Annotated in this window: 11 protein-coding genes and 1 pseudogene; all 12 read right to left on the bottom strand. The window is 36.2% G+C overall.

The genetic code is table 11. From position 1 onward, the window contains the following. Nucleotides 1–171 precede the first annotated feature (171 nt). Nucleotides 172–867, bottom strand: a complete 696-nt coding sequence (locus CJP74_RS06125) for a shikimate kinase (protein WP_119497391.1) — start codon at nt 865–867, stop codon at nt 172–174. A 10-nt stretch (nt 868–877) separates the two neighbouring features. Beyond that, nucleotides 878–1,381, bottom strand: a complete 504-nt coding sequence (locus CJP74_RS06120; RefSeq protein WP_119497390.1) for an Lrp/AsnC ligand binding domain-containing protein — start codon at nt 1,379–1,381, stop codon at nt 878–880. Between the two features lie 204 nt (nt 1,382–1,585). Continuing rightward, nucleotides 1,586–2,614: a murein tripeptide/oligopeptide ABC transporter ATP binding protein OppF gene (oppF, locus tag CJP74_RS06115; protein WP_119497389.1), complete on the bottom strand. Its 1,029-nt coding sequence runs from the start codon at nt 2,612–2,614 to the stop codon at nt 1,586–1,588. 135 nt (nt 2,615–2,749) lie between these two features. Next, nucleotides 2,750–3,724 (bottom strand): annotated as a pseudogene (locus CJP74_RS06110) (oligopeptide/dipeptide ABC transporter ATP-binding protein); the annotation flags it as partial. A gap of 36 nt (nt 3,725–3,760) precedes the next feature. Continuing rightward, a complete protein-coding gene (locus tag CJP74_RS06105) occupies nt 3,761–4,651 on the bottom strand; it encodes an ABC transporter permease (RefSeq protein ID WP_119497387.1) in 891 nt (296 codons plus the stop codon). A gap of 21 nt (nt 4,652–4,672) precedes the next feature. Further along, the gene (gene oppB, locus CJP74_RS06100) at nt 4,673–5,593 is read right to left on the bottom strand and encodes an oligopeptide ABC transporter permease OppB (protein WP_119497386.1); all 921 of its coding nucleotides are present in this window, start codon (nt 5,591–5,593) and stop codon (nt 4,673–4,675) included. A gap of 399 nt (nt 5,594–5,992) precedes the next feature. After that, complete coding sequence (locus CJP74_RS06095; RefSeq protein ID WP_119497385.1) at nt 5,993–9,616, bottom strand: hypothetical protein; 3,624 nt, start codon at nt 9,614–9,616, stop codon at nt 5,993–5,995. A gap of 174 nt (nt 9,617–9,790) precedes the next feature. After that, nucleotides 9,791–10,963: a hypothetical protein gene (locus CJP74_RS06090; protein WP_119497384.1), complete on the bottom strand. Its 1,173-nt coding sequence runs from the start codon at nt 10,961–10,963 to the stop codon at nt 9,791–9,793. Beyond that, complete coding sequence (ruvB, locus tag CJP74_RS06085) at nt 10,957–11,964, bottom strand: Holliday junction branch migration DNA helicase RuvB (RefSeq protein ID WP_119497383.1); 1,008 nt, start codon at nt 11,962–11,964, stop codon at nt 10,957–10,959. Before ruvB ends, CJP74_RS06090 begins: the two co-directional genes overlap by 7 nt. Before the next feature lie 2 nt (nt 11,965–11,966). Further along, nucleotides 11,967–12,671, bottom strand: a complete 705-nt coding sequence (gene ruvA, locus CJP74_RS06080; protein WP_119497382.1) for a Holliday junction branch migration protein RuvA — start codon at nt 12,669–12,671, stop codon at nt 11,967–11,969. Next, on the bottom strand, nt 12,672–14,135 hold the full coding sequence (gene radA / locus CJP74_RS06075) for a DNA repair protein RadA (protein WP_119497381.1): 1,464 nt from the start codon (nt 14,133–14,135) through the stop codon (nt 12,672–12,674). An 87-nt stretch (nt 14,136–14,222) separates the two neighbouring features. After that, the gene (locus tag CJP74_RS06070; protein WP_119497380.1) at nt 14,223–15,656 is read right to left on the bottom strand and encodes a hypothetical protein; all 1,434 of its coding nucleotides are present in this window, start codon (nt 15,654–15,656) and stop codon (nt 14,223–14,225) included. Nucleotides 15,657–15,734 lie beyond the last annotated feature (78 nt).

Below are 15,734 nucleotides of genomic sequence, written 5' to 3'. Positions count from 1 at the left end.
AATTTCAAAGGGTTTTGTTAAATTGCAAAGGGGTTTGTTAAATTGCAAATGGTTTTTGCTAAATTGTAAAGGATTTTGGCAAAATTATAAAGCCTTTTTTGCAAAGTAAGGATTTTAAGCAAAAAAATAGAGCTTAAAGTTTTAAACTCTAAGCTCTAGGATAACTAATCTTTATTCATTATCTAGTTGCACGTATTCTTTACGTTTGCTACTACGTTTTTTTGGTTCTACTTTACCACGAATACGTTCAAGATTCTCATTACGACGTAAACGCTTATATGGATTGTATTGCATGCGTCCTGCAAAACTATCTAAAAAGTCTAAATCGCCAATGAGCTTGTTTTGATTCAAAAAGTCAATAATTCTTTGTACTATTTCGGCTGGAGAAGCCTTATTTACATCAATAATATAGTCGGCAAAGTACTCATAAGTAACATTGCGTTTTTCGTGTAAATCATTGAGTTTTTCAAATAACTCTTTGCTATCTTTACAGTCTTTAACTATAGGTCTTTTGCTTAGTTGAGAATCGGCAAGTAAACGTTTAGCTTGCTCTTCTACACTTAATTCAAGGTAAATAACAAAACCAAAGTCTTTCATATAAACGCCATTGCGCATGCGTTTAAGAATACCACCCCCAGTTGAAACTATAGTATTATCCACTAAGGTCGTTTGTAATAATACCGCTGTCTCAAAAATTCTAAACTGCAATTCCCCTTCTTTTTTAAAAATTTGGTTAATTGACTTGCCGTATAAACGCTCTACATTACAGTCTGTATCAACAAAGTTTAAGTTTAAGGTTTCAGCAAGTAATTGCCCCACAGTAGTTTTACCTGAAGCCATATGCCCAACCAAATATATATTACGCATTGTCTCCCTCTTAGTTAGTTTCAGGTTCTTCTACAGCACTACCTAAATCACCTTCATAGAGATTAATTTGGCGATTTATTGGTCTATCCATAGAAATAATGGTATCGGTAGATTGAATTTCTTCAATACTTTGGATTTTTTCGGTCAAGATGCGGTGTAAAGAACTAATACTATCTACTAATACTTTAATAAACATTGAATAACGTCCAGTTGTATAGTAGGCTTCTGTTACTTCATTAATTTCGCGTAAACGTTCAATTACGCTACGATAACTATGGGCTGAATTTAGCGTTATACCAATAAAGCACATAATCTCATACCCAAGTTTTTCCGAAACGATTTGGATTTTAGCTTTTTCAATTACCCCAGCACTACGCATTTTATCTAAACGCACATGGATAGTACCCACACTAATTCCGTACGATTTAGCTATAGCGCGGTAAGAAATATTAGGATCACGCGATAATTGTAACAGAATATATGCATCTAGGTCATCATACTTATATACGGACATCTTGCAAATTTCCTCTTGCTCATTATAAAACTTTTTATCCTGAAGTTCTTAAAGAATTTAATATTGCATTTTATTGTAAGCTTTTATTCTTTTTCTTTGAAAATTTCAAAATATTATCCTTTATTTTAAAACACTTTTCGCAAAAATTAAATATTTTTTATAAAAAAATAAAAAGCTAGCTTAAAAAAGCTAGCTTTTCTTTAATTAAATATTTTTAATATCAATTAAATTGTAACAAGCAACTAAATGTGGTAATTCTTCATTGCCTACATTTTCTAATGCAGGAGGAGTAGTTGCACATTGTTCTGTTGCATATTTACAACGTGTTCTAAATACACATCCCGAAGGGGGATTAATCGGTGAAGGGAGATCACCGTCTAAGAACTCAATTTTCTTATTGCGTTCGAGCTCTGGATCGGGAATAGGTACTGCCGACATTAGGGCACGAGTATAAGGGTGTTTAGTATTTTCAAAAATCTCTTTTGACGTAGATAATTCAAATACCGAACCTAAGTACATTACTAATACTCGATCCGAAATGTGACGTACTACCGAAAGGTCGTGGGCAATAAAAATTAAGCTAATGCCATATTCTTTTTGTAAGTCTTTTAACAGGTTAACCACTTGGGCTTGAATTGACACATCCAGAGCCGATACTGGCTCATCACAAATAATGATTTTTGGACGAGTAATTAAAGCACGAGCAATACCGATACGTTGTGCCTGACCACCTGAGAACTCATGTGGATAACGGTTAATCATGTTCGGTAAAAGACCTACTTTTTTCATAGTCTCAAGAACTTCTTGACGTACTTGAGCTTTTGACATTTTTGGAAAGTGAATAGTTAAAGGCTCAGCAATAAGTTCACCAACGGTAATACGTGGGTTTAAAGACGCCGAAGGATCTTGGAAGATCATTTGAATGTCTTTTTTGTACTTACGTCTTTGACGCTGACTAATACCAATTAACTCTTCACCAAGGAATTTAATACTTCCTTGTCCTTCCACTAGACCTACAATGGCACGCGAAAGAGTTGATTTACCACAACCAGACTCACCTACAACCCCTAAAGTCTCACCAACACGTAATTTAAAGTTTACGTTTTTAACTGCTTTAAGAGTGTTGTATTTGTTAAAGAATAAACCACCTGAACGTTTAATTTTAAAATTAACATCAAGGTTAGTTACTTCTAACAACACGTCATCTTTTTTAATTTCCTTTGTTGCTTCCATAATAACCTCTTATTTATTATTTAACGCTTGTCCTGTGTGGTCAACAATGACATTATCTTTAAAATAATGTGCATGCGTTTGTTTATAATCTTCACCTGTTAACTCTTTGTGCAGTTTATGATAGCGACGGGTCATTTCCTCAGCAGGAATATGACAAGCACGACGACGATCATTACCAAAGCCAGTTAAAGGTGCAAGGCCATTACATGCTTCAATAGCATGTTCGCAACGCGGCATAAATGGACAACCTGTAGGTAGGTTTAAGAGGTTAGGTGGATTTCCTGGAATCGAAGATAATTTAATGTCTTCCTTATCGATACGCGGAATAGATTTTAATAAACCTTGCGTATATGGATGAGTTGGATCATAGAAAATATCTTGGGTAGAACCATATTCCATAGTTCTTCCGCCGTACATCACCAGAACTTTTTCACAAAAGCCTGCTACTACCCCTAAGTCGTGGGTAATTAAGATTACTGAAGTTTTGAAGTCACGTTGTAACTCACGTAAAAGATTCATAATTTGTGCTTGCACCGTTACGTCTAAAGCCGTAGTCGGTTCATCAGCAATAATTACTTTTGGTTTACAGAGTAGTGACATGGCAATTACAACACGTTGACGCATCCCACCCGAAAACTCATGTGGGAACATTTTTAAACGTTTTTCTGCCTCAGGCATTTTAACGGCATCAAGAATATTTTTTGCTTCTTTTAATGCATCGTTTTTACTCATGCCTTTGTGAATAACTAGTACTTCTGCTAGTTGATCACCAATAGTTAAATATGGGTTTAATGAAGTCATCGGATCTTGGAAGATCATCGAGATTTCATTACCACGAATGCGGTTTAATTGTTTGTCTTCAAGACTTAATAAGTCTACCTCACCAAAGTTTGATTGGTAGACAGCTTTACCATTAGTAAAACCATTTGAAGCTAAAAGACCAATAAGAGAGAAAGAAGCTTGAGATTTACCCGAACCTGATTCTCCCACAATTCCTAGGGTTTCACCTTCATGCAGTTGGAAGTTTAATTTGTTTACTGCAGTTACTACCCCATCATTGGTTTTAAAATTAACTTCTAAGTCTTGTACATCTAAAAGTAACTTAGACATTTTTAATCCTTTAATCTTATATCTTATATCTCTCTACTAACGATCTTTAGGGTCTAAAGCATCACGAAGACCATCACCAATAAAGGTAAAACAGAAAATAGTTGTAGATAAGAATAATGACGGGAAGAATAATAACCAAGGTGCTACTTGCATCACAGATGAACCATCTGCAATTAGAGAACCCCATGAAGCTAAAGGTTCTTGAACCCCTAAGCCTAAATATGAAAGTGCAGACTCACCAGCAATAGCGCCAGGAATAGAGAAAGATAAGTAAATTACAATTGTTGACATTAAGTTAGGAACTATATGTTTTAACACAATTTTAGGATTACTTACCCCAATTACTCGTGCTGCATCAATATATTCACGGTTTTTAACTGCTATAGTTAAGCTTCGAATCATCCTAGCTTTACCATACCAACCGGTAATTGACATTAATCCAATTAGAGTTACAAGTGAGTTACCGAAAAATACTAGCGCCATGATGATCACAAAAAGACCAGGTAATGAATCTAGTACTTCTAAAGTACGCATCATTAAGCTATCTACAAGACCACCAAAGTAGCCAGATACAGCTCCATAGGTAACCCCAATAATAATTGAGAAAATAGCGGTTAGAAAACCGATTGTGAAAGAAATACGACCACCGTAAGCAATACGTGCTAATACGTCACGGCCGTTTTCATCTGTACCTAATAAGTGTAACGATGACGGACCGGTCGAAATATTATCCCAGTCAATTGTTTCATAGTCCCATTGCGTAAAAAATGGGGCAAAAATAACAAAGAGTAAAATAGCCAAGAGAACGACAGTTGAAGCTACCGCAGCCTTGTTACGCATGAAACGTATAACAGCATCCTGCCAATACGAACGTGAATCTATCTCTAATTCGTCCGTTGCGTTTGCTTTTACCGTATTAGTTGTCATAGCAAAATCTCCAAAGTCAAACTAGAATTTAATACGCGGATCCACAACTGCCATTAATATGTCATTAACTATGTTTGCTAAGACAATTAACACACCAGATAAAATGGTAATACTTAGTACTAAACCATAGTCACGGTTAGTCGCACCTTGTACATATAGTTGACCTAAACCTGGAATACCAAAGATTTGCTCAACGATAATTGATCCTGTAATAAAACCAACAAATGATAAAGTTAAAACTTGTACTACTGGTACCGATACAGCACGTAAAGCATGGTGCACAATAATATATCTAGTGCTTAAACCTTTAGCACGGGCAGTACGAATATAGTTATTAGTTAAAACTTCGATCATGTTACCACGGGTAATACGCGCTAAGAAAGTCATACTACCATAAACATAAATTATAATTGGTAGAATCATGTTCCTTAATGCCCCGCCGTTCCAGCCTCCGGATGGAAGCCAACCTAGTTTAACGGCAAAGATATAAATCAGAACCGGAGCTGCTACGATGGTTGGAATAACCGAACCTACTACTAAAAGACTGATTACTGAGTAGTCAATCCAAGTATTTTGATATAAAGCAGCGATAATCCCTACAGTAATCCCTAGGGCTAAAACAATTAAGAAAGAAATTGAACCTAATTTTAATGAAGCCCCAAATGATTGACCTACTAATTGGTTAACCGTAAAGTCTTTATATTTAAAAGACGGTCCTAAATCACCATGTAATAAAGAGTTCAAGTAAATTAAAAACTGCTTCCACATAGGTTCATTTAGGTGGTATTTTGCTTCAATGTTAGCGATAATTTCAGGTGGGTAAGCACGTTCAGAAGTGAAAGGGCTACCTGGAGCTAAACGCATTAAGAAGAAGGTTATTGCAATCAGAATTAGCAATGTTGGTATCGCTTCTAAAATACGACGAAAAATGTATTTATACATAGTGCCACTCTAATAGTAACTCTTAAGCTCTTTAAAAGAAGATACAAATTAGCTATTAACTAGATTCTCGGTCAACTAGTTAATAGACAACTTTACTTGAGAGACATTAATAAACAAAAATAAAAGAAGCTAGGCTACTCTAGCTAAGCAAAATTTTTAAACACTTGTTATCCATGTGTGAATTAAACACACTTTATTATCCTACTATGATTTATTATTTTATGCAATAGTTTCGGATGATTTTTTCGTATATAACTTATATTATAGCTATAACTTAATCCCGTTAAAATAACAAATAATTAGTTTTATTGGCAAAACCATAATTTAGCGGTCTTAATGTTATCCGCTCTTATTTAAAACAAAAAAATGAGACCTCTATTTTTAGAGGTCTCTTTGCATTTATTCTTTATTTCTAAAGACATTTAACGCTCGCGAGCGCGTTAATCTCGGCATTTCATTTTTATACCTTATAGCATCAAAATAAGCTGAGAAATTATCGGCACGCATAGTTTTTTGGTTAATTGCCTTGCTTTCATGGAGACGAGATAAACTTGGATCTAAATTTAAACCTCGACCGCCAATTTCGAATGGATGATCACGCGAGATTATTGCTAAATAGTAATTAATGCAATTAAAATCTGCAATTAAGAACACACTACCTGGGGTTTTAAAGCCACGTGTTAGTAAAGTAGTACGTTGCATTAACTCTTGATCTATATAAGTATCACCTGTAACCATAACCACAGCATGACTAAATACTGCTCGCTCTGTTTTAAGGCTTTGTGGATTATGCACGGAAAAACCAAAATATGGAGCTAGAAGATTAAAGAACTTATAAAGCTCAGGATCTGTAGTTACAATTAAGCCTCTTACTTTATTGCTTCTAGGTTGTAATAAAATACTTAAGGCTAGGTTTACCAGTTTATCATTGGTCACTGCCAGATTATTAAAGAATAATTTTTGTACTTTCTCACCTAATGAAGGAATGTAGGCATTAAAAAGTCTTTGTCCTTCGAGATTTTTAATTTCTTGTAAAGCATAATCTGGATTTTGTCCTCTTGGTAAGGCATAAGATACCATAGGTAAATCAAAGAGTAAAACATTGCTGTCTACTTTACCTGTATCTACCCCTTGTTTAATTTGGGCAACAAAATCATCAAGCTGTTCTGCCTTAGCAAAGCCATCAAACTCAGAAACTTTAAAATGCTGAGCTTTATCTACATGAATACCATAAGCGTATCTATCTGCCGAAGGTAAATCATAAATTAAGCGAGGATTAATTACACGGTTATCTGTCGCATCTAAATGCTCAAGTAAAACTTGTGAACAAGTTTCTGGTGAACTTACTAGTACCACAGGGAAATCAAGCTGCTCGAATAACTCGCCAATAAAAGCTGCGGTTTCGGCACTTTTATCTAAAGAGTATAGATTACTTACATTTTCGAGTACCACTAGATCTGGGTGGGTAAACTTACCATGCAGATTATACTCTTCTTGGGTCATGATCACTATTTCATGCAATTGTCTTTCGGTGCCTTCTGGTAATAATAAGCCACCAATAACTAGAGCTATGGCATCTAAATAGAAATCTGACTCTTGATCTTCAACCTTTTGCCCAAAATCTAGATAACGAGCAAACTCATCATCGACATTGGAGTTAATTAAGTCATCGATAAATTTTTGATTCTTCTCGTCTTTAGCTAGTTTACTATCCAGTAATTGCGACAGTACATCATTGCGAATTTGGTTAACTACATGTACTGCTTCATCATAGGCACTCTTAGTAAAGTCTTGTAAATTGCTATTTTCTTTATCAAGAACTGAGTTACTTTCTACAGGAGAAGTTAGTTCACGATAGATTTTTACATTTACACGAGCATTTTCTTCTTTATTAAAAATATTATTAAAGAGTTTAGCATAAAGAGGTGCTAAAGCATGTTCTTCATCATTAAGAATCCAGTACACACTTAAACCACGTAAAGAACCTACTTTGTTTTCTGCATTATTAAAGAGGTTAATTAAGCGGTGAATAGCAATAGAAACATTGGTAATTAAATCACCTGAGTTAAGGTTGGCATGATAAAACGAACCTAAACGACTAAAAGAAGAATCGTTAACCGCATGAGGTTTAAACTCACCAACGCAGTTCGTAAAGAAATTATGATTCATTCCCCCTAACACCATGAGATTAGAGTTGAGGTTAGGGTAGTAAGAAATTTCTAAATCATTGAGACGAACGGTAAGGAACTTGTCACTTGACAGCTGACTATTCCAGTTTCTTTGCTCTTGTAAATTAAAGTAAGTTGGAGAAACCTCATCAACACAGCCTAAAGCTGGAGCATAAAACAATTGACCGTCTTGGCTAATGTTGTTACGACGACGAATACGACGGTTTCTTAACCAGTTTTTAATTTCTTTTTCTTGTTGCTCGATTAGCGGTTTAAACTCTTGCTCTAAATCACTTGGCGTTTCTGCCTCATTGTTTTGTTTGCGACGTTTGTTACTGCGTCCTTCAAAATCTGTGCCATAAATAATTAATGGCGAATAGGTCATAATTGAGCTTGAGATAATACTCGAAAGACAAGAAATTAAATTATGAGTCAGTTTAACTTCTTTGAGCACTACTGCTACCGCACAAGTTGTACGGAAAAACGGTAGTTCTTTGTCACTTACTACTGTAAGGTAATTGCTAATTGCACGTAATTCAGGAACTTCTTTACATACAGCTTCAATTTCTTGACAAGTTTTTTCTACATCTTGAGAAAGAACGAGAACTTGGCGTTGTTGTAAAGCAAAAGTTAAAGCAACAAATAATTGTGCATCGATATTTTTAACTTTTTGTAAGTTTTTACTTGGAGCTAGTCTTAAAGTTGAGTCAGATCCTGGCGTTAAACCATGTCCAGTATTAAAAGTGCGGATATCCTGGAACTCAGGTAACAGAGCAAAGTTTATCTTCCCATTGCTACTAAATACATTGCTTACCTTAGCAAAGTAAGGTAAGTAGTAGCTAAATAAATTAACTTGTACACTACGAACTACTAGGTTAGTAATATCTTCGAGATTTAAAGTTTGCTCATCACGATACTGATCACACCAAACTAGAGTTTGTGGATTTAATGCACGAATATAACTAAAAACATGCTGACGTTTTTTGTAATACTCAGGATTATTGTAGAGATAGCCATTAAAGACATACACTAAACCTAGAGGAGCATTTCTGTAGGTATAAACTTTTTCCCCAACTTCGATTTCATTACCTTGCTCGTCGCGATCGCAAACAATTTTAGTAGTTTGATAGCTACTTTGCTGTTCGGTTAAAAAGTCGATAAGCATTTGCACTTTAGAATGCAATGCATAGCAAGAAAGTTTAAGCTCTTCTTCTAAAGTAAAATCAAAGTATAGCTCTTCTTGGTTCGCCAGTTGAACAAGTTGTTCTCTGAGCTTGCTATCTACAGCTGGGTCATCAAGGTAAATATCCTTACCAGCACTTGAGTCTAAAATTTTAAAGGTAATCTCAAGTATTGCATTAAGGTTTGCTACTCTTTGCTCTACTAGAGCAGTATACTTAACCAGAAAATCTGGGAGCTCATCAAGAGTTAAAATTGCTACCCCTAAACCCGCTCGCTCGATTTGCTCTACGGATGTATAAACTTTAAACTTGCCTAAAAGTTCAGAATCTAAACTATTGGCAGCTATTTCACGGGTAAGAGTTTCAACATTTTTCTTTTCGATAATATTATCTACAAGGAAAAGAGATAATACATCACTTTCTAAGTTAATTACACCAAATGGATTGTGCACTTGATTTAACAGAGTTAACATTGCCAGGTAATACCTGTCAATGTCATGTTCAAATACAGGGGCATAGGCATAACCACTTAAATAAATATCATTTAATGCTAGGGCATAATAATCTAAAGCCACCTCATTGTCTTTAAATTCGCTAAAAATGTGGCTTAGATTACGTTCAAAGTTTCCTGCGTAATTTTTTCCTAGCATGAATTCTTTTTTTTCATTACTCATGGCTAAATGCAGTGTGGAAAAAAATTATAAGTAAATTACTTATAACTTTTTTAGTTAGTTAAAACAAATATTCTATGTAGATCAAAAAATCTACGCTTTCTATATTATAACCGATATAAACCTAAGTCAACAAACAAATAAAGCCAAGAACTGAAGGTTCTTAGCTTTATAAAATTATTTGCTTCTAAAATTAATAACTTCTTGAGTATATTGCGGTAAAATTCGCGTTAAGTAGTTATTTTGCCCAAAAGTAGCAACAAATTTTTCTACATATTGACTAGGGCTTAAGCCTGAGTTGTCTATGCCTAGAATTTGCCCAGCTAAAAATGGATCTATTACCGGACGACTTCTGTTTTCTCCACGTAGAGCAAGCACTTTAGCAAAGTAGTCATCTATACCAACAATACGCGGTTGCGTAAATTGACTCATCTCTTTACTTTGGGCTTTAGCTAAAGAACCGTCATCGTTAATTTTTGGAGCTTGAGCATTAACCTGAGGCGAGTTTAACTCAGAGTTGTTTACATCTAAAGTATCCCCTGCTTTAAGGTCAATGTTTTCTTGGGCGTTAATATTGGTATTTTGGATATTTACATTTTGCCCAGAAACCGATACACTGCCAGCACTTATAGTTCCGCCACTAATTACTACCGAGCCATTTTTATTAGTAATGGAAATATTATCGCCAGAGATAACAGATTTACCACTTTTAGCTGCTTTAGCTAAAATTGTATCCATATACACATTTAGGGATCTACTAATTGGCGCAGCTTGACTACCATGATTAAAGAGTAAAATCGTAAAGTCAGACTGATTGGTTACGCCTTGATAGTCAACTAATTTAACTGCTACGGTTTTGCCTGGAGCTAACCAAAGGTCATTGCTTTCTACTTTAAGCTCTGGGACATAGTTTTTAGTAAAGCTCACTTGTCTCTCGCTATTAATAAATAAAGCAGTTGTACTTAGTTGAGTATAGTCTACGTCATTTTGGTTTAAGCCATTATACTGCCCTATCACAAAAGCATATTTGGCTTTAGGAGCATAGGCTAAGTATTTAGCAAAATAGTCTTTGACAAAGTCTTTTACTGCCTCGTTTTTATTTTCCATTAAAGGAGTATAAAAAGCAAAAGCTATTTGGGGATCTGAGATCATATTAGTACCCAGATTAGGATCCAAACCAGGTAGAGCTGGTAAAGCAACATAATCACGGGTAGCTATTCCCAGATGACAACTAGGTACACTGGCAAATTCATAGCTGTATTTAACGCTAATTTGACAATTGTTAACCTTGGCAAAAGCTGGCATTAGGGTCGCTAGTGCTGTAACAGTTAGAGCTAATTTTTTTAACATAGTGTTTTCTCTATCGATTGCATATACATTTTAGCTTTATCGGTTACCATCCGTCCCCTAGGCGTACGGATAATAAAACCTTGCTGAATTAAATAAGGTTCAACTACATCTTCTAGGGTCAAGCGATCTTCCCCTATCGAAGAAGCTAGAGCTTCGATCCCCGCCGTACCATTAAATTGATTAATTAAAGTATCTAGTAAGCGGTAGTCTAAACGATCTAAGCCACATGAATCTATATTTAATTTATCTAAGGTTAGACAAGTTATCTCATAAGAAATTTCACCTTGATTTAAAACATCAGCAAAATCTCTTACTCGGCGTAATAAACGATTGGCAATACGTGGCGTACCACGCGAACGTTTGGCAATCTCTAATGCCGAAGCTGCATCTATTACAATTTGCAACTTATTTGCCGAGTTAATAATAATTTGGGCAAGTTCTTGAGCCTGATAAAAACTCAGATTGTAGTGGTTACCAAAACGAGCATATAGAGGTCCAGTTAGACTGCCTGCTCGCGTGGTTGCTCCCACTAGAGTAAAAGGTGAAAGAGGTAGACGCATAGTATTAGCTCCTGCACCTTCACCAATTAAAATATCTATTTCATAGTCTTCCATTGCACTATAAAGTACTTCTTCTACTTTGGCAGGCAGACGATGAATTTCATCGATAAAAAGAATATCGTTAGGTTGTAAACCATTAAGAATGGCAGCTAGGTCAACTGCCTTTTCTAGTACCGGACCGGTGGTCGTAACTATATTTACCCCCATTTCATGGGCAATAATATTGGCAAGGGTAGTTTTACCCAGTCCTGGTGGACCAAAAATTAAAGTATGGTCTAGAGGTTCGCCTCTTTTTTTGGCTGCATGGATACTAACAGATAAGAGCTCTACAATTGATTCTTGACCTATGTATCCTGCTAAATCTACAGGACGCAAAGCTCGATCTGGTTGTTTTTCTCCTACTCCTTCTTGAGCCGAAACCAAACGCATCTCATCTTGCATAATTATTTGCCTTTATAAAAATCTAAACAAGCCTTAATGAGTTGCTCTAAACTTAAGCTAGGCTCGTATACTTTTTCTAGAATCTGCTGAGCTTGAACATCTTTTAAGCCAAGGTTAACTAAAGCTTGAAGTACCGAGTAGCGTTTACTCATATCCTCTTCTTCGCTTGGGGTCGCTTGCGGATAGTTTACTTGAGCAAACTCAGGTTCAACTCTTACTTCACTTGGCTTCTCTTGCTCAATAACCCCATAAGCTTGTTTGAGCATTACCATTTGCTGTTTGCCTAGAGCTACAGCTTCTTTAAGCATATCCATACGATTGTTTAATTCCACAATCATCCGTTCGGCAGTTGCTTTCCCTATTCCTGGCACAGCAGCCAAGGCTTTTTGATCCTTATTGTTAATAATATTTAATAAACTAATAAAGTCATACATGCCTAAAACTGCTAAAGCAATGCGCGGACCAATTTTATTGAGCTTAATTAATTCTTGAAAAAGCTTTTTTTCAACCGCATGAGCAAAGCCATAAAGCTGGTGAGCATCTTCGAGAATCCGTTGGTAGGTAAAAAGAAATATTTTATTTCCCACCGCAGGCAAGTGTTGATAGGTAGTTAAAGGAACAGTTACTTCATAGCCCACGCCGTAACAATCAATTAATACGGTGGTCGTAGTTTTATCTAATAAAATTCCGTGAATACTTCCGTACATCTAAGCCTCTTTATTATTTAACAGTTCGCGAATCACCGCAAATGCTTGTTTTAGGTTTTTCACAGGATGAATTTCCATATTAGGAATTTTTATATTTATCTTGTTACTTGCAGGAATAATTGCGGTATTAAAGCCATGTTTAGCCGCTTCGGCTAAACGCTCTTGTCCCATAGATACAGGACGTAACTCTCCACTTAAGCCAAGCTCACCCAGAACGATTAAGCCACGTGGTAATACTTTATTGAGCGAAGAACTTAAAATTGCTAAAACCACCGCTAGGTCAGCTGAGGTCTCTTGCACTTTAATTCCCCCCACTACGTTTACATAAACTTCATGGTTATACATTTGTAAACCACCATGCTTAGCCATAATCGCTAAGAGCATCATTAACCGGTTATTATCAAAACCATTGGAAATGCGTCGCGATGACTCTTTATTAGAGTTGTCAACAAGGGATTGAATTTCCACTATCAGCGGACGCGATCCTTCCCATAAAACTACAATTGCCGAGCCTGGTGCTGGCTCATCAGTGCGAGAAAGAAAGATTGCCGAGGGATTTTTTACTTCGTGTAAGCCTCGCGAATCCATCATAAACACCCCTATTTCGTTAACGGCACCAAAACGGTTTTTGGTTGAACGAATAATACGAAAACGCGAATCTTCGGCACTTTCGATCATGAGTGAACAGTCTATTACGTGCTCGAGCACTTTAGGACCAGCCAGAGCTCCCTCTTTGGTTACATGCCCTACCATAATTACCGAAGTATGCGTTTGCTTAGCATAACGCGTAAGGGCTGCTGCTGACTCACGTACTTGCGATACCGAGCCAGGACTCGAAGCTATACCATCTAAGGACATAACTTGAATCGAGTCGATAATTAAAATATTCGGTTGTTCTTGTTCACAAACTTCAATAATACGATCGATTGAAGTTTCTGACAACATGAGAAGATTACTATCGATAACTGGCATACCAACACGCTCAGAACGCATTTTTACTTGCTCGAGAGACTCTTCCCCTGTAACATAAAGAATTTTGTTTTCTTCACTGAGCTTGGTTACTATTTGCAGTAAAATGGTTGACTTACCTGCACCTGGATGACCACCAACAAGAATAGCCGAACCTGCTACTATACCGCCACCTAGAACGCGATCAAACTCGCTAAAGCCAGTTTTGGTACGTTCGAGCTCTTGCACTTGGATTTGGCTAATAGTTTTTACACCATGATCAAAAAAACCTGCATAGCCCCCTTGGCTAATTTTTTTCCCTGCATCTTGAGCTTGTAATGCCGAACGCGGTTTAACCTTTTTTACTACTTGTGCTCCTGTAGTTGCAGGCGTGTCTACCGTAAATTCTTGCAAGGTATTATATTCGCCACAGGCACGACAACGTCCTTCCCACTTGGGGTAATCAAAACCACAGTTACTACAAACATAAACTACTTTACTTTTTTTTGTTGCCATATTCTATTTTTGCATCCTTTGTAAGTATATAAAAATGAGGGGAGTTAGCCTCCCCCCTTATATTATAAAGATTTTACGCCAAATTATCTAATCTTTGCTACATAATATTTTTCGTGTTTGACACAATAAATTATGGAATTGGTAAGCATTACAGATACGACGCATTACCAGATAAGCGTCGTCATCATCTTCTCTTACACTTAGATACATGCTCACAAGACTAAAATAAGTTTCTGCTTCTTCTAAAGCCTTGGCTAAATCATCATCCTTGGCATCTAAATTGTAGATTACCGCTAAAACTATCCAATGCTGTAAAACACCAAAAAATTCTATTGCCATCTCAAAGGTGTAATCCTTGGGAGCAAAATTAGCAATAAGACTATGTAAGTAATAATACTTTTCTACTAAAAGCATTTCTTTCTTAAAGTCTTCGATACTATAGTCTTCGCCAGGTACTTGTTTGTCGTTCTCAAACCCACCTGGAACATAATATTGAGCTGGATTATATAAGTGTAAATAATTTAACAGATGGATTAACTCTTGACGCGGTACATATTGCGGAGAAAAATCATAACCTTGAAAAATACGCAAGAAATTTGCGTAAAGGTTATCATTTTTCATACTAATGTTTACGGTGTAGTAACTAAATTTATGCGGACGTTCAAAAGCATCACGATAAAAATAATGATTACCATAATAACTACTGCGTTGCTCTATCTCTGCCTGACTAAGATCTTCGTTTTGTGGTGGAAGAATTGTCGAATAAAGACTAGATAAGTAATCTGTCCAAATTAAATGCATGCGCTCGGGATCATCTTGGATTTGCTCCAGCGTAAGCATCGAGTTGTCATAAGGAATTATATAATCCAAACCATGTTCAGCGAAAAATGCAGAACTAATGCGTGGATTCTCAAAAAGAGTAAAGCCGCTAAGATTGCGCACTGAATTTAGTAAATCCTGTTCATTTACCATTTCAAATTGAAAATGATTTAAAACTACAGGGGTAGAAACTAACGACTCTAAAAGGGATTCATGACTTGCAGAGTTATCATAAGTAGTTAAATCTACTTGCACTAGAGGAGCCACTTGGCACAATTTATCCTCTGGTTTAAAAGTTGGATAATTTGGCGAAATTTGTGTCGCTAAGTCCTCTAAGCCATACTTAGCTAGATCGAGATATCTGTAGCTTTGCGTAATATCTATGCCTCTTAAGTAAATGCTATCCACTACTTGAGGCTCTTGACTTAAATCCGCATAAGAAAAGCGTGAAACTATAAGCTTGTCTTCTATGTTTTGCACTAAAAGACCATGACGCAATAAAATACAATCTGGAGTATCTAAAACTAGATAGGACTTTTGCTCGACGCGAGCCGAATCCTTTTCTTCGAGAACTACAGCAAAGTATTCATTACGAAAACCTAAGTTTAAATAGCTCGAGGCTAAACGAAAGCAATCGCTTTGCGGATTATTAACATTAAAAAAGAAGGCGCTAAATTGATCGCCATTATTTAGTATAGACATAGATTATTTGTAGCTTTTTTTAAGAAGATTTTAGCATAAAAACGCCCCTAACCGCCGAGCAAAAAAATTCTCCGAGTT

It is taken from the genome of Psittacicella melopsittaci, assembly GCF_003585925.1.
In the GTDB taxonomy this organism is placed as follows: domain Bacteria; phylum Pseudomonadota; class Gammaproteobacteria; order Enterobacterales; family Psittacicellaceae; genus Psittacicella; species Psittacicella melopsittaci.
The sequence above is the reverse complement of the archived record's forward strand: the minus strand, read 5'-3'. Positions and strand labels throughout refer to the sequence as shown.